This is a genomic window from Blastococcus sp. SYSU DS0753, assembly GCF_054051175.1.
Window position 1 is genome coordinate 51,919 of sequence record NZ_JBJHAT010000024.1, and the last position, 19,584, is coordinate 71,502.

Below are 19,584 nucleotides of genomic sequence, written 5' to 3' on the forward strand. Positions count from 1 at the left end.
CATGGCCGCTTCTCTCCGCGCGCTGCGGCGCCGCATCCGCTCCACCCAGTCGACGAAGAAGATCTTCTCGGCCCAGGAGCTGATCGCCGGTGCCCGCATCGTGCGCGCCCAGGCCCGGGTGGAGGCGTCCAAGCCCTACGCCCGGGAGATCACGCGCGTGCTGTCGGCGCTGGCGTCCTCGGCGTCGCTGGACCACCCGCTGCTGACCGAGCGGGAGAACCCGCGCCGGGCGGCGGTCCTGGTGATCACCTCCGACCGCGGGTTCGCCGGGTCCTACAACGTCAACGTGCTGCGGCGGACCGAGGAGCTGCTCGCCCTGCTGCGGCAGGAGGGCAAGGAGCCGGTGCTGTACGTCGTCGGCCGGAAGGGGGAGACCTACTACTCCTTCCGCGACCGCCCGACGGCCGGCACCTTCACCGGGTTCTCGGAGCAGCCGGGCTACGCCGACGCCCAGGAGGTCGGTCGCGTCCTCATCGACGCCTTCACCGCGGGTGAGGACGACGACGAGTCCGGGGCCGGCGCCGACGGCGTCCAGGGCGTGGACGAGCTGCACATCGTCTACACCGAGTTCCGGTCGCTGCTCTCGCAGGTCCCGGTCGCCCGGCGGATGGCTCCGCTGGAGGTCGAGGAGGTCGACGAGTTCGACTACGAGCGGGAGGAGCGGGCGTCCGGCGGGGCCGGCGACACCGGCATCCCGACGTCGTACGAGTTCGAGCCCTCGGCCGAGGGGCTGCTCGACGCCCTCCTGCCGAAGTACATCACCACGCGCATCTACGCAGCGATGCTGGAGGCGGCCGCCTCCGAGTCCGCCTCGCGTCGCCGGGCCATGAAGTCGGCCTCGGACAACGCCGAGGAGCTGGCGAAGAACCTGTCCCGGCAGGCCAACCAGGCGCGCCAGGCGGAGATCACGCAGGAGATCAGCGAGATCGTCGGCGGCGCCGACGCGCTGGTCTCCTCCGGCGCCAACGACTGACCCCACCGAACAGCAGACACCCGAGCCCCAGGGCAGGAGAGCAGTACAGATGACCGTCACCGAGGACCGTCCGACCACCTCGCAGACCACCGGCACCGGCCGGGTCGTGCGGGTCACCGGGCCGGTCGTCGACGTCGAGTTCCCGCGCGACGCGATGCCCGACCTGTACAACGCCCTGAAGGTCGACGTCACGCTCGCCGACCTCGGCAAGACGCTGACCCTCGAGGTCGCCCAGCACCTGGGTGAGAACGTCGTCCGCACCATCTCGATGGCGCCGACCGACGGGCTCGTCCGGGGCGCCGAGGTCACCGACACCGGGAACCCGATCATGGTCCCGGTCGGCGAGGTGGTCACCGGGCACGTCTTCAACGCCCTGGGCGAGTGCCTCGACACGCCCGGCTACGCCGCGGACGCCCTGCGCTGGTCGATCCACCGGAGCGCACCGCGGTTCGACCAGCTCGAGGGCCGCACCGAGATGCTGGAGACCGGCATCAAGGTCATCGACCTGCTCACGCCGTACGTGGCCGGCGGGAAGATCGGCCTGTTCGGCGGCGCCGGGGTGGGCAAGACCGTCCTCATCCAGGAGATGATCCGCCGCGTCGCCCAGGAGTTCGGTGGTGTGTCGGTGTTCGCCGGCGTCGGCGAGCGCACCCGTGAGGGCAACGACCTGATCACGGAGATGACCGAGTCCGGCGTCATCGAGTCCACCGCGCTGGTGTTCGGGCAGATGGACGAGCCGCCGGGCACCCGGCTGCGCGTCGCGCTCTCCGCGCTGACGATGGCGGAGTACTTCCGCGACGAGATGAACCAGGACGTCCTGCTGTTCATCGACAACATCTTCCGGTTCACCCAGGCCGGGTCCGAGGTCTCCACGCTGCTGGGCCGCATGCCCTCGGCCGTGGGGTACCAGCCGACCCTCGCCGACGAGATGGGTCAGCTGCAGGAGCGGATCACCTCGACCCGTGGCCGGTCGATCACCTCCATGCAGGCGATCTACGTGCCCGCCGACGACATCACCGACCCGGCGCCGCACACCACGTTCGCCCACCTCGACGCGACGACCGTGCTCTCGCGGCCGATCTCGGAGAAGGGCATCTACCCGGCCGTGGACCCGCTGGACTCCACCAGCCGGATCCTCGACCCGCAGTACGTGGGCTCGGAGCACTACGAGATCGCCCAGACCGTGAAGCAGGTGCTGCAGCGCTACCAGGAGCTGCAGGACATCATCGCCATCCTCGGCATCGACGAGCTCTCCGAGGAGGACAAGGTCACCGTCCAGCGGGCCCGGCGCGTCGAGCGCTTCCTCTCGCAGAACATGTTCGTGGCCGAGGCCTTCACCGGTCAGCCGGGCTCGTTCGTGCCGCTGGCGGAGACGCTCCAGGCGTTCAAGGCGATCACCGAGGGCGAGTACGACAACGTCCCGGAGCAGGCCTTCTTCATGTGCGGTGGTCTCGAGGACCTCGAGAAGAACGCCGCGAAGCTCCGGAAGTAAAGGGATCCCGCTGCCCCCCACGCCGCGCTCCGCGCGGCGTGGGGCCCCGCAGCGGGACCGATCCAGTACGTCCCGACGGCCGGGTTCCCGAGAGGGGGCCCGGCCGTCGGCGTTCCGGAGGTGGGGATCGCCCGATCGAGTGGTTCTGCGCTCCGGGGTCTGCGGGGAGGCCGCGCACCTGCCGACCATGCCCGCAGGCGCGCCCGGGAGACGGGCGCCGGCACGAGGGGCGACGTGGAACGGGACAGGGCGCTACTGCCGTCCGGGAGCCGGAGTGCTCCCGACTGGACCTGGCCGCCGTGCGCGCCGGTGGACCGGCGGATCGCGGACTTCGACACCGAGCGCTGGGCGGCGGCCAGCTGCGTCCGGCACCCGTGGGTGCGCGTCGGCCGCTGGACGCTGCTCTACCGTCGCGCCGCCTGAGGAAGGACGCCTCTGCCCCCACCGCTCGCGGTCCGGGCAGGCCCTGGGCGGGGGCCACGCGCGACACGCCGGTACAGTGGCCGCATCGTCCGCCGTCCCGCCCGGGCCGGCGGAGCACGAACCGCAGCGCACCTCTTCCCCGGTGGAGAGGTGGACCCCGAGGAGTGTCGTGGCGACCCTGCAGGTCGAGTTGGTGGCCGTCGAGCGCAAGATCTGGTCGGGCGAGGCCACGCGCGTCATCGCCCGCACCACCGAGGGCGAGCTCGGTGTCCTGCCCGGCCACGCGCCGCTGCTCGGCCAGCTGGCGGACGGCGGCGTCGTCACGATCCGCACCGAGTCGGGCGAGGACATGGTGATCGCCGCCCACGGTGGCTTCCTCTCCGTCACCGAGCGGGGTGTCTCCATCCTGGCCGAGACGGCGGAGATCTCCTCGGAGATCGACGTGGAGCGCGCTCGCGAGGCGCTGCGGCGCGCCGAGAGCGACGGGGACTCCCCGGCCGCGCGCCGCGCGCAGTCGCGGTTGAGGGCGGCCGGCCAGGGCGACTGACCCGACCGGCGAGCGCGCGGGATGACCACCGCCCTGTGGGTGCTGATCGGCGTCCTGCTGCTGCTCGTCGTCGTGGTCTTCCTGCTGCGCCGCCGGTTCCTGCTCTCGGGGCTCGGCGCGGTCACCATGTGGCTGCGCCCCGAGGGGACGCCGCGCTGGTCGGTGGGTGTCGCCTGGTACGGCGGCGACGCCCTGCTCTGGTACCGGGCCCTCTCGCTCTCCGTGCGCCCGCAGCAGCGGCTCACCCGGGCCGGGTTCCGCGTGCTCGCCCAGCGACCGGCGGGACGCGAGGATCTCGCGCTGCCCGCCGACGTCCACGTGCTGTCGTGCAGCACCGCGCAGGGGCGCCGGGAGCTGGCCATGGACCGCTCCACGGTGACCGGCTTCCTGTCCTGGGTGGAGTCGGCGCCCCCCGGTAGCTGAGCGGGCGGCTCAGTCCTCCCGCGAGGCAGCGCGGCGCTGGGCGTGGACGCCACTGTGCGCCCCGGGCTCCCACAGGATGTCGCCCTCGGGGTTGGCCACCCGGCCGAGGATGAACACCAGGTCCGACAGGCGGTTCAGGTAGCGCGCGGTCTCGGGGTTGGTGCGCTCGGCGTCGCTCTCCAGGAGCGCCCAGACGCTGCGCTCGGCCCGGCGCACCACCACCCGTACCTGGTGGAGCAGCGCGGCCAGCGGGGTACCGCCGGGCAGGATGAAGCTGTCGAGCTTCGGGAGCGTCTCGTTGTAGGTGTCGCACGCCGCCTCGAGCCGCTCGGTGTAGGCGGCCGTCACCCGCAGCGGCGGGTACTGCGGCTCCGCCACGATCGGCGTGCACAGGTCCGCGCCCACGTCGAACAGGTCGTTCTGGATGCTGCGCAGGAGTTCGGCCAGCTCCGCTCCCGGGGCGCCGAGGGCCAGCGCCACGCCGATCGCGCTGTTGGCCTCGTCGACGTCGGCGTAGGCGACCAGCCGGGGATCGGTCTTGGCCACCCGGCTCATGTCGCCCAGATGCGTCTGACCGGCATCGCCGGTCTTCGTGTAGATGCGGGTGAGCCGGACAGTCATGCCCGCAGCCTAGGAGAAGGACCCTCCTGCCCCCCACCCCTCGCTGACGCTCGGCGCGGGTCCCTGCGGGAGGGCCGTTCCAGCACGTCACCGGCGCTCGGAGCGAGTCCCTGCAGGAGGGCCGGGCCAGCACGTCGCCGGGCTCGCGGTGGGGCCCTGCAGCCGGGCCGCCGTAGGGTGGGCCGGTGGAGTGCTTCGAGGTGACCGGGGGAGCGAGGCTCGCGGGCCGGGTGCGGGTCACCGGTGCCAAGAACAGCGCGTTGAAGCTCATGGCGGCCGCGCTGCTGGCCGCCGGGCGCTCGACCATCGACGAGGTGCCCGACATCCTCGACGTGGCCATCATGAGCGAGGTGCTGCGCCGCCTGGGCTGCGCGGTCTCCTACGAGCGCACGCCCGGCAGCGGCGGCGGGGGCCGCCTGACGATCGACGTCCCGGACCAGCCCTCGACCGAGACCGACTACGACCTGGTGCGCCGCATGCGCGCCTCGATCAGCGTCCTGGGCCCGCTCGTCGCCCGCTGCGGCAGCGCGCGGGTGGCGCTGCCAGGTGGTGACGCCATCGGTTCCCGCGGGCTGGACATGCACATCTCCGGCCTGGAGCGGCTCGGCGCCACCATCGTCAGCGAGCACGGCTTCCTCGTCGCGACGGCGCCCCAGCTCACCGGGACGTCGATCTGGCTGGACTTCCCGTCGGTCGGGGCCACGGAAAACCTGGTGATGGCGGCGGTGCTCGCGCAGGGCACGACCGTCGTCGACAACGCCGCGCGCGAGCCCGAGATCGTGGATCTCTGCCGGATGCTCTGCGAGATGGGCGCGCGCATCGACGGCGCCGGCACCTCCACCATCACCGTCGAGGGCGTCGACTCCCTGCGCCCCGTCGAGTACACGACCGTGCCCGACCGGATCGTGACCGGCACCTGGGCGATCGGGGCGGTGATGACCCGCGGCGACGTCGTCATCGAGCGCGGCGTCGCCGAGCACCTCACCGTGGCCCTGGACAAGCTGACCGACGCCGGCGCCACCGTCGAGGCGCTGCCCGGTGCCATCCGCGTCGCGATGGCCGACCGGCCCCGCTGCGTCGACGTCGTCACCCTGCCCTTCCCCGGCTTCCCCACCGACCTGCAGCCGATGGCGGTGGCGCTGGCCGCCGTCTCCACCGGCACGGCCCTGATCACGGAGAACGTGTTCGAGGGCCGCTTCATGTTCGTCAACGAGCTGGTGCGGCTGGGCGCCGACGTCCGGATCGACGGGCACCACGCCGTCGTCCGCGGCCGCGAGCGGTTCTCCAGCGCGCCGGTGCTGGCCACCGACATCCGCGCCGGTGCCGGGCTCGTGCTCGCCGGGCTGTGCTCCGACGGCATCACCGAGGTGCAGGACGTGCACCACGTCGACCGCGGTTACCCCGACTTCGTCGACCAACTGTGCGGCCTCGGCGCCGTGGTGCGGCGCACGGAGCGACCGGACTAGGGGCGAGCTCAGGCCTCGCCGAACGAGGCGGCCAGCGACCGGGCGCGCTCGGCGTCCTCCGGGAACACCAGCACCTCGGCGCGGTGGGCCGCCGGGTAGCGCACGGTGGAGCGGATGCCGGCGTCGGACAGCAGCGCCCGCAGCGCGAGGGCCGATTCGCGGTGGGTCAGCGTGGCCACGCGGGTGAGGAGCCCGTCGTCGGGTGCGCCGGCGCGCCGGCCCCCGGCCGGATCGCCGCCGAAGGCCCACCGGGTGAACAGAGCCAGCACCGCGACCACGGCGACCGCGACCACCGGGCCCAGCTCGAGGGGCAGGCTCCCCACCTCCACCGGACCTCCCTGCGGCCCTCGTGCCGGGGCGTGGCCCGGGCGGAGCGAGTGCCCGGGGGCACGAGGTGCTTCCGCCGGACGAGTGTGCCACTGCACACGTCGGGGCGCGGGGCTGCTACTCGCGGGTAACAGCCCTACACTCCGCTGGCATGCCGTTCCCGCAGACGCCGAACGAGCGCGACCGCCCCTGGGTCATGCGCACCTACGCCGGCCACTCCTCGCCGGCCGAGTCCAACGCCCTCTACCGCCGCAACCTGGCGAAGGGGCAGACCGGCCTCTCGGTCGCCTTCGACCTGCCGACGCAGACCGGCTACGACCCCGACGACGAGCTCGCCCGCGGGGAGGTCGGGAAGGTCGGCGTGCCGGTCACGCACATCGGTGACATGCGCGCGCTCTTCGACGGCATCCCGCTCGACGAGATGAACACGTCGATGACGATCAACGCCACCGCCATGTGGCTGCTCGCGCTCTACCAGGCGGTCGCCGAGGAGCACGGGCACGACGTCACCAAGCTGGCGGGGACGACGCAGAACGACATCATCAAGGAGTACCTGTCGCGGGGGACCTACGTCTTCCCGCCGGCGCCGTCGATGCGGCTGATCACGGACATGGTCGCCTACACGGTCACGACGATGCCGAAGTGGAACCCGGTCAACATCTGCAGCTACCACCTGCAGGAGGCCGGGGCCACGCCGGTGCAGGAGATCGCCTACGCGATGAGCACCGCGATCGCGGTCCTGGACTCGGTCCGCGACTCCGGCCAGGTGCCGCAGGAGCGCTTCGGCGAGGTCGTCGCCCGCATCTCCTTCTTCGTCAACGCGGGCGTCCGCTTCGTCGAGGAGATGTGCAAGATGCGGGCCTTCACCCAGCTCTGGGACGAGCTGACGGAGGAGCGCTACGGCGTCCAGGACCCCAAGCACCGGCGCTTCCGGTACGGGGTGCAGGTCAACTCCCTCGGCCTGACCGAGGCGCAGCCGGAGAACAACGTCCAGCGCATCGTGCTGGAGATGCTCGCCGTGACCCTGTCCAAGGACGCCCGCGCCCGCGCCGTGCAGCTGCCGGCCTGGAACGAGGCGCTCGGGCTGCCCCGGCCGTGGGATCAGCAGTGGTCGCTGCGCCTCCAGCAGGTGCTCGCCTACGAGACCGACCTGCTCGAGTACGAGGACCTGTTCACCGGCTCGGTCGTCGTCGAGAAGAAGGTGGCCGAGCTCGTCGAGGGCGCCCGGGCCGAGATCGCCCGCGTGCAGGAGATGGGCGGGGCCGTGGCCGCCGTCGAGTCCGGCTACATGAAGGGCGAGCTGGTCGCCTCGCTGGCCGAGCGCCGGCGGCGGATGGAGAGTGGTGAGGACGTCGTCGTGGGCGTCAACCGGTTCGACACGACCGAGCCCAACCCGCTCACCGCCGACCTCGACACCGCGATCATGGTCGTGGACCCGGCCGTCGAGGCCGCCGCGTGCGAGGCGGTGCGGAAGTGGCGTGCCGACCGTGACCCCGAGCCGGTGCGCGCGGCCCTGGAGGCGCTGCGCGAGGCGGCGTCCTCCGACGTCAACCTCATGCCCGCGACCCTCGCCTGCGCCCGCGCCGGCGTGACCACGGGGGAGTGGGCCGGCGTGCTGCGCGAGGTGTTCGGCGAGTACCGCGCGCCCACCGGCGTCGCGGCCGCCACCGGTGGGGGAGAGGCCGACGAGAGCCTCACCGCCGTCCGCGAGCGGGTGCGGGCCACCGGTGAGGAGATCGGTGGGCGGCTGCGCTTCCTGGTCGGCAAGCCCGGCCTGGACGGCCACTCCAACGGCGCCGAGCAGATCGCCGTGCGGGCCCGCGACGCCGGGTTCGAGGTCATCTACCAGGGCATCCGGCTCACGCCGGCGCAGATCGTGAGCGCCGCCGTGGAGGAGGACGTGCACGTGGTGGGCCTGTCGGTGCTCTCGGGCTCCCACCTGCAGGTGGTCCCGGCGGTGCTGCAGGGGCTCCGGGACGCCGGGCTGGACGACGTCCCGGTCGTGGTCGGCGGGATCATCCCCGACAGCGACGCCCGGCGGCTGCGGGAGCAGGGCGTCGCCCGGGTCTTCACGCCCAAGGACTTCGGCCTGAACGACATCATGGGCCAGGTCGTCGACGTGGTCCGCGAGGCGAACGGTCTGCCCGACCTGGTGCCCGCGCCGGCCTGACCACCGGGCCGAAGCGGACGTCGACGCCCGGGGAGAACAGCACGCTGTCGGGCGGGCCCGAGACGTCGCCCAGGCCCGCCGCGGGCAGCAGCGTGTCGTCGAGGGCGACGAGCTCCGCCCGGTGCAGCGGCCAGGCGGGGTGCTCGGTGGGCCAGTAGGCCGGGCCACCCCGTCCGGGCCGGTGCAGCCCCCACCGGGCGGTCAGGAAGAGCGCCAGCGGGTCCGGCCGGAGCAGCCGGCTGCCCACCTGCAGCGTGAGGCTGCTGTGGGCCCCGGCGGGCGCGGGCCAGCGCCGGCGGCAGCTGTAGGTCAGGCGGTCGCCGGCGCGCTCGATCCGCATGCGCGACCACGCGTACGGCAGCCGAGCGGCCCAGCGGGCGGTGACCACCGGAACGAGGCGTCCGGCGTCCAGCGACCGGAAGACGACGCCGCGGCGGCCCTGCTCGTCGACCGAGTAGAGCCGGACGTTGGTCTCGGCGAACGAGCCGAGGTAGGGGATGCCCGGCGCCCCGAGCAGCCCGATCCGCTGCATGCGGAACGGGATCAGCCCGACGTAGGTGGCGCCGTCGAGCACGTCGGGGCGGGTGCCGGCCGGCAGCAGGGGAGCGACGCGCACCGGGTCCACCGCCCAGTGGAGGAACGCGACGTCGCGCCAGCCCTGGGTGAACACGGTGCGGCCCGCCGGTCGCGGGGCGGTCGGGCTGAGCGGCTCGGTCTCGGGCACCGGCCCAGCTTCCCCGCTCGGAGCGCGATCGTCGTTGCCGAGCGCGCCCGGACGTGGTGAGGTCGGGCATGGCCGACGGTGCACCCCGGGTCGAGCGCGACGGCGACGTCGTCCGCATCACGATGACGCGCGCGTCGAAGCGCAACGCGCTCTCCCGCGAGCACCTGACGCAGCTGCTCGCCGCCGTCACCGAGGCGGGGGGAAGCGACGCCGCGGGCATCGTGCTCGGCGCGGAGGGGCCGGTGTTCAGCGCCGGCCACGACTTCGCCGACGTCGCCGGGGCCTCCCTGCCCGAGGTGCGCAGCCTGCTGCGGCTGTGCACCGAGCTGATGCAGACGATCCAGGACGTGCCGCAGGTCGTCGTGGCGCGGGTGCACGCCCTGGCCACGGCCGCCGGCTGCCAGCTCGTGGCCTCGTGCGACCTGGCGGTGGCCGCCGAGTCCGCGGGCTTCGCCGCGCCCGGCGGCAAGGGCGGCTGGTTCTGCCACACCCCGATGGTCGCGATCGCCCGGAACGTCGGCCGCAAGCGAGCCATGGAGCTGGCGCTGACCGGCGACGTCATCGACGCGGCGACGGCACTGGACTGGGGGCTGGTCAACCGGGTCGTGCCCGATGCCGATCTGGACGCCGCCGTCGACGAGCTGGTGGAGCGGGCCACCCGGGGCTCACGGGCGAGCAAGGCGTGGGGGAAGCAGACGATGTACGCCCAGCTGGACCGGCCGGAGCAGGACGCGTATACCACCGCGATCGAGGTCATGGCCGCGGCCAGCCAGCTGCCCGGCGCGCGCGAGGGGATGGCGGCGTTCCTGGAGAAGCGGCGGCCGGTCTGGCCGGACTAGGGATGCACCCGAGCGGGTGAACCCGGCCACAGCCGGAATGCCCGGGGGCGCGGGAGGACTGATCCCCCCGTGCAGAACATCTGGGGGCTGACGCGGCGGCGCACCGTCGACTTCGGCCGCGTGACCGTGGACCGCTGTCGGGGCTGACGCCCCGTCCCGCCCGCCCGGTCATCCCCCCAGAACGGAACCACCCTCGTGCTCGCTCGTCTCCGCCGCGTCCCCTTCGCGGCCCAGGTACTGCTGGGCCTCGTGGTCGGCATCGCGCTCGGGCTGGTCGCCCGCGACCTCGGCCCCGTGGCCGACGGAACACCCAACTGGCTGACCAGCACCCTGCAGACCATCGGCAGCACCTTCGTCACGCTGCTGAAGACCCTCGTCCCCCCGCTGATCGTCACCGCGGTGATCGTCAGCATCGCCAACCTCAAGCAGGTGTCGAACGCGGCGAGGCTGGCCGGCCAGACCCTGCTCTGGTTCGCCATCACCGCGCTGATCGCCGTCGGCATCGGCATCGCGCTCGGGCTGCTCACCGAGCCCGGCCGCAACAGCTCCGTCGACGCCACGGCCCAGGCCGACCCCACGCGGACCGGCTCCTGGTTCGACTTCCTGAACGGCATCGTGCCCGGCAACATCCTCGGCCTGCAGTCGTCGGCCGAGGGCGCCCTGTCCTTCAACGTCCTCCAGCTGATCGTCATCGCCGCGGCGATCGGCATCGCGGTGCTCAAGGTGGGGGAGGCCGCCGAGCCGTTCCTCGGCTTCGTGCGCTCCGCGCTGGCGGTCGTGCAGAAGGTGCTGTGGTGGGTCATCCTGCTCGCGCCGCTGGGCACCGTCGGACTGATCGGCAACGCCGTCGCCAGCTACGGCTGGGAGTCCCTCGGCTCGCTCGGGGTCTTCGCCGGCGCGGTCTACGCGGGGCTGGCCCTGGTGCTGTTCGTCGTCTACCCCGTGCTCCTGCGCCTGCACGGCCTCTCGCCGTTGCGGTGGTTCGCCGGAGCCTGGCCGGCCATCCAGCTGGCCTTCGTCTCGCGCTCGTCGATCGGCACGCTGCCGGTGACCGAGCGGGTGACCGAGCAGAACCTGGGCGTCCCGCGGTCCTACGCCTCGTTCGCCGTCCCGCTCGGCGCGACGACGAAGATGGACGGCTGCGCGGCGATCTACCCCGCGCTGGCGGCGATCTTCGTCGCCCAGTTCTTCGGGGTGGACCTCGGCCTCACCGACTACCTGCTCATCGTGCTGGTGTCGGTCATCGGTTCCGCCGCCACCGCGGGGGTCACCGGCGCGGTGGTCATGCTGACGCTGACCCTCTCCACGCTCGGCCTGCCGCTGGCCGGCGTGGGGCTGCTGCTGGCCGTCGACCCGATCCTGGACATGGGGCGCACCGCGGTGAACGTGGCCGGCCAGGCGCTGGTGCCCACGATCGTGGCCAAGCGGGAGGGCATCCTCGACCTGGAGCGCTACCGCTCGACGCGGACGATCGACCCGCTGGCCCCGGTCGAGGAGCGGGGCGGCGTGGACGCCGACCTGCGCGAGCCCGCCACCGCCTGAGAAGACACCCCTGCTCCCGTCACTCGAACGCTCGTGCCGGGGCCCTGCAGGGGGCCGGGCCCGGACCTCTCCGGAGGTCCGGGCCCGTCGTCACGCCTGCCCCAGGTCCGCGCAGCCGGACTCGTGCGGCAGCAGCGGCCGCAGCACCAGCGACCACCGCGAACCGTCGGGGGTGACCCAGGGCGTGGCGGCGTTCGCCTCCGCCGCGGCGTCGAGCACCGCCCGCGCCTCCTCCCCGGTGGCGGTCACGCAGGTGATTCCCGGGCCGATCGGCTCGCCCGGGAGCTCCGGGCCCGGCCACTGCTGCTCGGCCTGGGCGGGGTCCACCTCGACGTAGGGGGTCGCCACCGCGGCGACGGCGTCGGGCTGGTACGGCTCGGGCCCGCTCACCCGGTCCGCGCCCAGGGCCGTGACCGGGTCGCGGAGCGCATCGGCCAGCTCGGCCAACCGGGCCCGGGCGGCCGCCTGCTCCTCGGTGAGCCCCGTGTCGAACTCGCCTCGCGGGTCCGACCCCACCCCCAGGGCGTAGACCTCGCGGGTGACCGTCTCCCCGTCGGTGCGGAGGGTGAACCGCGTGCTGGTCATGTCCGCGACCGGCGGCTGGCCGAGGTCGCCGGTCTCGGTCACCCCGGCGGACACCGCCCGCTCGACGAGGTCGCGCACCCCGCCGTCACCGAGCCGGTACAGCTGCAGGTTGGGCAGCGCCGGCGCCGGCCAGATGGCGATCTGAGGGCCGTCGGTGATCAGCCGGCCGTCGGCGTACAGGGTCGCCGACGGCACCCGGCCGGCGAGCAGGGCCGGCGTGGTGAAGCCGCCGACCTCGCCGACCTGGAGCACGACGGTCGCGTCCTCGCCCGCGGGCGACGGGTCCTCGGCGGAGGCGCCGCCGCCGGCCGAGTCGGCGCAGGCGCCGAGCAGCAGGGCCAGGACCAGCAGGGCGGTGACGCGCACGGGACGGGTGCTCATACCGGGAGGACGGGTCGGGGTGGCCGGGAGGTTCCCCGCGGGCCGTCCCCGTTCAGGCGGGCAGCCGGTCGAGCACGTCACGCGCCGGCCGCGGCCGGCCGAACAGGTACCCCTGCCCGTAGCGGACCCCGCGGGCGACGAGGACGTCGCGCTCGGCGGCGTGCTCGACGCCCTCGGCCACCAGCCGCGCCCCCGTCTCCTGGGCGAACGTCACCATGGCCGAGGTCATGGCCTGGCGCGCGGGGTCGGTGTGCAGCCCCATGACCAGGCCGATGTCGAGCTTGATGACGTCGGGGTTGAGCCGCAGGATGTGCCGGAGGCTCGAGTAGCCGGCGCCGGCGTCGTCCACGCTGACCGCGACGCCCGTGCGGCGCAGCCGCGTCGTGACGGCGACGACCGCCTCGTAGTCGTCGACCGGGCTGTGCTCGGTGATCTCCACGGCTAGCGGGCAGTCGGCGTGGGCCAGCAGCAGGTCGACCACGGTCGGGCACAGGAGGGCGTCCGGCGAGAGGTTCACCGCGAGGGTCAGCCCGCCGGGCAGCCGGCCGGCCTCGGCCAGCGCGGCGCGCACCGTGACCTCCTCCAGCTCCACGCCGACCCCGACGGCGGCGGCCTCGCCGAACAGCGCCGCCGGCCCGTCCCCGCCCCACCCGGGGAAGCGGGCGAGGGCCTCCTGCCCGGCGATCGCGCCGGTCACCATGTCGACCACCGGCTGGAGGTGGATCTCGACGGCGCCCCGCGCCAGGAAGGCACGCACCCGGGCCCGGCGGGCGGCGAGGTCGAGGCCGCCCGCTGCGCCGGCATGCCGGAAGTGATCGCTGATCAGGTCGGCCAGCAGCTCGACCGTGCGCACCGACTCGCCGTCCAGCTGCGTGCCCGGGTCGCGGCTCACGCAGCACAGCATCCCGATGGGCCGGGAATCGTGTCCCCGCACCGGGGCGCCGACGTAGGAGCCGATGTTCAGGTCGCCGGTCACCGGCAGGTCGCGCGTCCGGGGATCGCGAGCGGCGCCGGTGACCAGGGGAGGGAGCTGGCCGCTGAGCACCCGCACGCAGTAGGAGCCCTCCAGCGGGGCCGTCATCCCCTCCTGCACGTTCATGGACTCCAGGTCGCCGGTGGCGGAGGTGATCAGCTGGCTGCCCTCGGTGAAGAGCGAGACCCAGGCGACGTCCATGCCCAGCCGGGTGCGGGCGGCGTCGAGCAGCCAGTGCACCCAGTCGCCGTCCAGGCGCTCCCCGTCCCGGGTACCGATCGCTCCCGCTGCGCCCACCCGCCCATTCTGAGTGCCGGTGGCGGAGGTCACCACGATTTCGTCCTGGTTCTTTCCGGAACTCGGCGCCGGCGCGGCGACCGGTCGAGGAGCGGTAGCCTCGTCGCCCGTGCGTCTGGTCATCGCCCGCTGCTCCGTCGACTACATCGGTCGACTCACCGCCCACCTCCCCATGGCGACCCGTCTGCTGCTGGTCAAGGCGGACGGCTCCGTGTCGGTGCACGCCGACGACCGCGCCTACAAGCCGCTGAACTGGATGAGCCCGCCGTGCCGGCTGGACGAGGCGCTGACCGACGGCGCGGGCACGTGGACGGTGACGAACAAGGCCGGTGAGCAGCTGGTCATCAACATCGCGGAGGTCCTGCACGACCACAGCGAGGACCTCGGCGTCGACCCCGGGCTGCAGAAGGACGGCGTGGAGGCCGAGCTGCAGCGGCTGCTGGCCCTGCACGTGGAGACGTTCGGCCAGGGCTGGTCGCTGGTGCGGCGCGAGTACCCGACGGCGATCGGCCCGGTGGACCTGCTCTGCCGGGACGCCGCCGGTGGGGTGGTCGCGGTGGAGATCAAGCGCCGCGGCGAGATCGACGGCGTGGAGCAGCTGACCCGGTACCTGGAGCTGCTCAACCGCGACCCGCTGCTCGCCCCGGTCAAGGGCGTCTTCGCCGCGCAGGAGATCAAGCCGCAGGCCCGGGTGCTGGCGCAGGACCGGGGCATCGAGTGCGTCACCGTCGACTACGCCGTCCTCAAGGGCACCGACGACCCGTCCCAGCGCCTCTTCTGATCCGGCTACCGGGCGGTAGCCCCCGCACGACCGGAATCCGGGGGTGAGAGACTTCCCCGCGATCACCGGCGATGGGAGATGGCAACGTGGCCAGGGAACTGAACGAGGTCGGCGTCGTGGGGCTGGGCACCATGGGTGCCGGCATCACCGAGGTGCTCGCGCGGGCGGGGCTCTCGGTCACCGCCGTGGAGGTCGGTGGCGAGGCGCTGGCGCGTGGCCGCGGCCATCTGGAGCAGTCCACCGACCGGGCCGTGGCGCGCGGCAAGCTGGACCCGGCCGAGCGGGACGCCATCTTCGAGCGGATCCGCTTCACCACCTCGCTGGAGGACCTCGCGAACGCGGAGCTGGTCATCGAGGCTGTGCCCGAGCGGATGGAGCTCAAGGCGGAGCTCTTCGCCAAGCTGGACAAGATCTGCCCGCCGGACACGATCCTGGCGACCAACACCTCCAGCCTGTCGGTCACCGAGCTGTCCGTGGTCACCGGCCGGCCGAGCAAGGTCATCGGCATGCACTTCTTCAACCCGGCCCCGGTCATGAAGCTGGTCGAGGTCGTCCGCACCGTGGTCACCGAGCCCGAGGTGGTCGAGACCGTCGAGGCGCTCGCCGACCGGCTGGGCAAGGTCGACGTGACCATCGGCGACAAGGCCGGGTTCATCGCCAACGCGCTGCTGTTCGGCTACCTCAACCACGCCGTCTCGATGTACGAGAACCGCTACGCCTCGCGCGAGGACATCGACGCGGCCATGCGCCTGGGCTGCGGCCTGCCCATGGGCCCGCTGTCGCTGATGGACCTCATCGGCATCGACACCGCCTACGAGATCCTCGACACGATGTACAAGCAGTCGCGGAACCGGCTGCACGCGCCCAGCCCGGTGATCAAGCAGATGATGACCGCCGGGCTGCTGGGCCGGAAGTCCGGCCGGGGCTTCTACACCTACGCCGAGCCCGGCTCGGCCGAGGTCGTCGCCGACGCGCAGACCCCGACCCCCGGCGGGGCCGCGGCCGGTGCCCGCGACGTGCGGACCGTCGGTGTCGTCGGCTCGGGGACGATGGCCACCGGCATCATCGAGGTCGTCGCCAAGGGCGGCTACGACGTCGTCTTCGTCGCCCGCGCGGCCGAGAAGGTCGAGGCCGTGCAGAAGGCGCTGGCCAAGTCGCTGGACAAGCAGGTCGTCCGGGGCCGCCTCGAGGAGGCCGCCCGCGACGAGATCCTCGCCCGGGTCACCGGCACGACCTCGCTGGACGACCTCGCCGACCGCGACCTGGTCATCGAGGCCGTCGTCGAGTCGCTGCCGGTCAAGGAGGCGCTGTTCGCCAACCTCGGCGAGATCGCCAAGCCCGGCGCGGTGCTCGCCACCACCACCTCGAGCCTCCCGGTCATCGAGTGCGCCAAGGCCAGTGGCCGTCCGGCCGACGTCGTGGGCATGCACTTCTTCAACCCGGCCCAGGTCATGAAGCTGGTCGAGGTGGTCTCGACGATCTCGACCGCGCCGGACGTCGCCGCCACCATCCACGCGGTGTCGGCGCAGCTGGGCAAGCACGCGGTCTCCTGCACCGACCGGGCCGGCTTCATCGTCAACGCCCTGCTCTTCCCGTACCTGAACGACGCGGTGAAGATGCTCGAGGCGCACTACGCCACCGCCGACGACATCGACGCCGCGATGAAGGTCGGCTGCGGGTACCCGATGGGGCCGTTCGAACTGCTCGACGTCGTGGGCCTCGACGTCTCCCTCGCGATCGAGAAGGAGCTCTACACCGAGTTCCGGGAGCCCGGCTTCGCCCCGGCGCCGCTGCTCGAGCACCTGGTCACCGCCGGCTACCTCGGCCGCAAGACCGGTCGCGGTTTCCGGGACTACGCCGGCCGCTGACGCGTGCCCCGTCGCCGTCCCCGGGCCGGCTCCCGACCTGCGCGTCGGGAGCCGGCCCGCTCCGTCGATGCCGTCGAGGAGTCCGGTGACGGGGACTGGGTGGTCCGGCCGGTCACCGGCAGCTCGACCGGCAAGACCTACCGCTGCCCCGGCTGCGACCAGGAGATCCGCCCGGGGACGCCGCACGTGGTCACCTGGCCGGCCTACCTGCGGGACTCCGACCTCGAGCCCTGGGACGTCGAGTCGGCGGCCGACCGGCGCCGGCACTGGCACACCGTGTGCTGGCGGTCGCGCGCCCGGCGTCGCTGAAGAAGGACCCCGCTGCCCCCCACGCGTCGCGAGCTCGGCGCGGGCCCCTGCAGCGGGGCCGTTCCATCAGGTCACGAGCTCGGCCGACACCACCACGTTGTCCCGGTAGCTGCCCGTCGCCGGGTCGAACGCCCCGCCGCAGGTGATGATCCGCAGCTGGGGCCCGGGGGTCGGCGCGTAGACCGTCGTCCCCGGGAACTCCGCCTTGGCGTACCGGTCGACGGCGGTGACCCGGAAGCGGGCCGTCGTCCCGTCGCCCCGGTCCACCAGCACCTCGTCCCCGGGGGCCACCCCGCCCAGTCCGGCGAGCGCCCCGGCGCGACCGGCCCAGTCGACGTGCCCGGTGAGCACCGCCGGGCCGGCGGCGCCCGGGCGCGGGCCCCTGGAGTACCAGCCCGCCACGGAGGGGTCCGCCGGAGGGACGAGGGCGCCGGAGCCGTCGAGCCCGGCCGCGACCAGCGGGGCGTCGATCTCCGCTGTGGCGATGCGCAGCCGCACCGGGGCGGCGGCGGGCTCCGCTGATCGTGCGGCGGCGCGCCAGGGCGCGCCGGCCAGGACGGAGACGGTGCGGGGGAGCCAGCCGCCGACCGCGCCGGCCCCACCACCGCCGGCCTCCACCCCGCCCACCGGCCGGACGGCGGGGCCGGTGGCGTCCGCGACCACTCGCAGCTCCACGCCGCCGCCGGGGCGCTGCAGGGCGAGCACCGTGCGGATCGAGCCGGCGGGCAGGTCCAGCTCGGCTTCGGCGCCGGTGGCCGGCACCAGGGCGTGGTGCCGGCCACCCGGCACGACGACGGGCGGCCCGGCGTCCGGGAAGCCCAGACCGGCCGCGAGCACCGGGCCGTCGGCCAGCACGACGTCGAGCGGGGTGGCCGCGGGCGCGGCGGCGAGCACCCGCACCCGGGCGGCGCCGGACGGCGGAGGGCTCAGGTCGTCGTCGAGCGGCTGCAGGGTCAGGTCGGCGAAGGTGCCGGTGAGCGCCAGGGTCCGGGCCCGCCCCGGGGAGAGGTCGACGCGGGCCGAGAGCACCGGGGCGGTACCGGCGGACGCACCGGCGGCCCGGACGCTGACCGCGTACGCGCCGGCGGGCAGCTCGGCGTAGGCGTCCACCGCGCCGTACCCCAGCCCCGCCGCGACGACGGGCCCCGGGTCGACGAGGACCTCACCGGGAGGTGCGGCCGCGGTCAGCGAGACGTCGACCGCCGGGGTGTCGGGCGAGAGGTGGGCGACCCGCAGGAGGCCGGACCGCGGCTCGTCGGCGGCCGCGCGACCCGGCGCGCCCAGCACGGCCGGCAGCGCGAGGAGCAGCAGGGCCAGGAGCGCCGACAGCCCGCGTGCCGGCCGGACACGGGGGTCCGGGGTCACGCGGGCTGCCGCAGGGCGGTACCGGGGGATCAGGAGCGCCCCTGGCCCACCGGCTCGTCGATCGACTGCGTCGTCGGGGCGGCCTGCGCAGCCGGGGTCGACCCCGTGGTGTTCGGCCGCGACGGCAGGGGTAGCGCGCGGGTGGTCGGCTCCGCGCGTGTGACCGCCGGGAACGTGGCGGTCACCGGCTCGGGGCGGGTCGGCTGGCGCGCCGCGGCGGACTCGCCCTCGGCCCGGGGGGCCTGGACGGCGGGCTGCTGCCCGGTCTGGGGGCCGGCGACCGCTGCGGGGGCCTGGCCGGCGGGTGCCGGCGCCTGCGCGCGCTCCGGCCGCTCCGCCGGGGCCGCCTGCTGCTGCGGAGCTGTCTGCTGGGGGGCGGTCTGCGGGGCTGCGGGCTGCCGCTGACCGGCCTCGCCCGTGGGTGCGGCGTGCTGTGCGCGCCGCTCGGTGTCGGCGTCGTCGCGGGACTGCTGCGCGCGGTCGCCGAGGTCGGGGAGGCTGTCCAGCAGCCGCCGGGCCTGCACCAGCCGGCTGGTGAGCTCGTCGCGGACCTCGCGGATCGCCTCGGCGCGCGCCTCGGCGTCGGCGACGAGCTGGGCGGCGTGCTGCTCGGCGGCGGCGATCCGCTGGCGTGCGGCCTGGGTGGAGACGCGCTCGCGCTCCTCCTCGGCCTGGGCGGCCTCGGCCCGGCGGGCGCGCTGCGCGATGTCGAAGTCCTCCTCGACCTTCGCCCGGCGGGCCTGCGACTCGGCGTCGAGGCGGGCCACCCGCTCCTGCGCCTTGGCGACCAGCTCGTCGGCCCGCTGCTGCGCCTTCTGCATGATCTGCTCGGCGGCCTGCCGCGCCTCGGCGATCATCCGCTCGACCTCGGCCTGCCCGGCCGCGTGCCGCTCCTGCAGCGCGCGCTCCTCGGCGTCGGTCTGCTCGCGGACGGCCTGGGCGTCGAGCTCGGCGGCCCGCCGGATCTCGCCCGCCTCCTCCTCCGCCAGCTGCAGCATGTGCTGGATGCGCTCGCTGATGTTCTCGAACGTGGGGGCGGCGGCGGTCGCGGCCTTGCGCCGCAGCGACTCGACCTCGCCGTGCAGGGCCGACAGCTGGCTGGCCAGGTCGGCCGAGCGCTCGACGGCGGCGTCGCGGTCGGCCAGCGCGATGCGGAAGTCCGCCTCCAGCCGTTCGATCGTGTCGGCGACCTGGTTGCGGTCGTACCCCCGCAGGACGACGTCGAAGGAGTGCTGCGCCTCGTGCATCGGCATGTCACGGCGGGGGTCGCTCATGGGTTCATCCTCGCAGAAGGCCAGGGGCTCGTCACCGTCCTGGGCATGGTGCGCCCCAGGTGTCCCGGATGTCCCGGGTGACACGCCGGGCGACGTGAGCCGGGGGGGGGGGGGGGGGGGGGGGGGGGGGGGGGGGGGGGGGGGGGGGGGGGGGGGGGGCGGGCGCCACCTACCACCTCCCCGCGCCGGCCAGGTGCGCGTGGT

At 74.1% G+C, this 19,584-nt stretch carries 18 protein-coding genes; 11 read left to right on the forward strand and 7 right to left on the reverse strand.

Features of this window, described 5'->3' with window-relative positions:
• The first annotated feature begins 1 nt into the window (after window position 1).
• The 4 genes from ACI799_RS16400 to ACI799_RS16415 all read left to right on the forward strand — a co-directional run bounded on the left by ACI799_RS16400 (window position 2) and on the right by ACI799_RS16415 (window position 3,858).
• Complete coding sequence (locus ACI799_RS16400) at window positions 2-973, forward strand: F0F1 ATP synthase subunit gamma (protein ID WP_456589212.1); 972 nt, start codon at window positions 2-4, stop codon at window positions 971-973.
• Window positions 974-1,022: 49 nt separating this feature from the next.
• A complete protein-coding gene (gene atpD / locus ACI799_RS16405; RefSeq protein WP_456589211.1) occupies window positions 1,023-2,465 on the forward strand; it encodes a F0F1 ATP synthase subunit beta in 1,443 nt (480 codons plus the stop codon).
• Window positions 2,466-3,057: 592 nt separating this feature from the next.
• Window positions 3,058-3,435, forward strand: a complete 378-nt coding sequence (locus tag ACI799_RS16410; RefSeq protein WP_456589210.1) for a F0F1 ATP synthase subunit epsilon — start codon at window positions 3,058-3,060, stop codon at window positions 3,433-3,435.
• 21 nt (window positions 3,436-3,456) lie between these two features.
• Complete coding sequence (locus ACI799_RS16415) at window positions 3,457-3,858, forward strand: DUF2550 domain-containing protein (protein ID WP_456589209.1); 402 nt, start codon at window positions 3,457-3,459, stop codon at window positions 3,856-3,858.
• 9 nt (window positions 3,859-3,867) lie between these two features.
• On the opposite strand, the gene ACI799_RS16420 is transcribed toward ACI799_RS16415, so the two are convergent.
• A complete protein-coding gene (locus ACI799_RS16420) occupies window positions 3,868-4,479 on the reverse strand; it encodes a cob(I)yrinic acid a,c-diamide adenosyltransferase (RefSeq protein ID WP_456589208.1) in 612 nt (203 codons plus the stop codon).
• A 185-nt stretch (window positions 4,480-4,664) separates the two neighbouring features.
• Here ACI799_RS16420 and murA point away from each other — a divergent pair, with 185 nt between their 5' ends.
• Window positions 4,665-5,945 (forward strand): UDP-N-acetylglucosamine 1-carboxyvinyltransferase, encoded by a 1,281-nt coding sequence (murA, locus tag ACI799_RS16425; RefSeq protein WP_456613486.1) that lies wholly within the window; start codon window positions 4,665-4,667, stop codon window positions 5,943-5,945.
• Window positions 5,946-5,953: 8 nt separating this feature from the next.
• Here the strand turns inward: murA and ACI799_RS16430 are convergent, their stop codons facing one another.
• Entirely contained in the window at window positions 5,954-6,274 is a 321-nt protein-coding gene (locus ACI799_RS16430) for a hypothetical protein (RefSeq protein WP_456599560.1), read from the reverse strand.
• A 149-nt stretch (window positions 6,275-6,423) separates the two neighbouring features.
• Between ACI799_RS16430 and ACI799_RS16435 the strand changes: the two genes are divergently transcribed.
• Window positions 6,424-8,442, forward strand: coding sequence for a protein meaA (locus ACI799_RS16435; protein WP_456613487.1), 2,019 nt, complete (start codon window positions 6,424-6,426; stop codon window positions 8,440-8,442).
• On the opposite strand, the gene ACI799_RS16440 is transcribed toward ACI799_RS16435, so the two are convergent.
• Entirely contained in the window at window positions 8,372-9,166 is a 795-nt protein-coding gene (locus tag ACI799_RS16440) for a YqjF family protein (RefSeq protein ID WP_456599561.1), read from the reverse strand. The two genes, ACI799_RS16435 and ACI799_RS16440, sit on opposite strands and share 71 nt — an antisense overlap.
• Window positions 9,167-9,234: 68 nt before the next feature.
• Here ACI799_RS16440 and ACI799_RS16445 point away from each other — a divergent pair, with 68 nt between their 5' ends.
• On the forward strand, window positions 9,235-10,005 hold the full coding sequence (locus ACI799_RS16445) for an enoyl-CoA hydratase-related protein (RefSeq protein ID WP_456589203.1): 771 nt from the start codon (window positions 9,235-9,237) through the stop codon (window positions 10,003-10,005).
• A gap of 195 nt (window positions 10,006-10,200) precedes the next feature.
• Window positions 10,201-11,547, forward strand: coding sequence for a dicarboxylate/amino acid:cation symporter (locus ACI799_RS16450; protein ID WP_456589202.1), 1,347 nt, complete (start codon window positions 10,201-10,203; stop codon window positions 11,545-11,547).
• Between the two features lie 90 nt (window positions 11,548-11,637).
• On the opposite strand, the gene ACI799_RS16455 is transcribed toward ACI799_RS16450, so the two are convergent.
• The gene (locus ACI799_RS16455; RefSeq protein ID WP_456599562.1) at window positions 11,638-12,513 is read right to left on the reverse strand and encodes a hypothetical protein; all 876 of its coding nucleotides are present in this window, start codon (window positions 12,511-12,513) and stop codon (window positions 11,638-11,640) included.
• Between the two features lie 52 nt (window positions 12,514-12,565).
• On the reverse strand, window positions 12,566-13,783 hold the full coding sequence (locus ACI799_RS16460) for a sensor domain-containing phosphodiesterase (protein ID WP_456589200.1): 1,218 nt from the start codon (window positions 13,781-13,783) through the stop codon (window positions 12,566-12,568).
• Between the two features lie 109 nt (window positions 13,784-13,892).
• Here ACI799_RS16460 and nucS point away from each other — a divergent pair, with 109 nt between their 5' ends.
• From nucS to ACI799_RS16475, 3 genes are all read left to right on the forward strand, one after another.
• A complete protein-coding gene (nucS, locus tag ACI799_RS16465; protein WP_456589199.1) occupies window positions 13,893-14,564 on the forward strand; it encodes an endonuclease NucS in 672 nt (223 codons plus the stop codon).
• An 86-nt stretch (window positions 14,565-14,650) separates the two neighbouring features.
• On the forward strand, window positions 14,651-16,432 hold the full coding sequence (locus ACI799_RS16470) for a 3-hydroxyacyl-CoA dehydrogenase family protein (RefSeq protein WP_456613488.1): 1,782 nt from the start codon (window positions 14,651-14,653) through the stop codon (window positions 16,430-16,432).
• Window positions 16,433-16,435: 3 nt separating this feature from the next.
• On the forward strand, window positions 16,436-16,741 hold the full coding sequence (locus tag ACI799_RS16475) for a hypothetical protein (RefSeq protein ID WP_456613489.1): 306 nt from the start codon (window positions 16,436-16,438) through the stop codon (window positions 16,739-16,741).
• A 66-nt stretch (window positions 16,742-16,807) separates the two neighbouring features.
• Here the strand turns inward: ACI799_RS16475 and ACI799_RS16480 are convergent, their stop codons facing one another.
• Together ACI799_RS16480 and ACI799_RS16485 are read right to left on the reverse strand one after the other, a co-directional pair.
• On the reverse strand, window positions 16,808-18,106 hold the full coding sequence (locus ACI799_RS16480; protein WP_456613490.1) for a class F sortase: 1,299 nt from the start codon (window positions 18,104-18,106) through the stop codon (window positions 16,808-16,810).
• Window positions 18,107-18,135: 29 nt separating this feature from the next.
• Window positions 18,136-19,380, reverse strand: a complete 1,245-nt coding sequence (locus ACI799_RS16485; RefSeq protein WP_456591303.1) for a hypothetical protein — start codon at window positions 19,378-19,380, stop codon at window positions 18,136-18,138.
• Window positions 19,381-19,584: the final 204 nt, after the last annotated feature.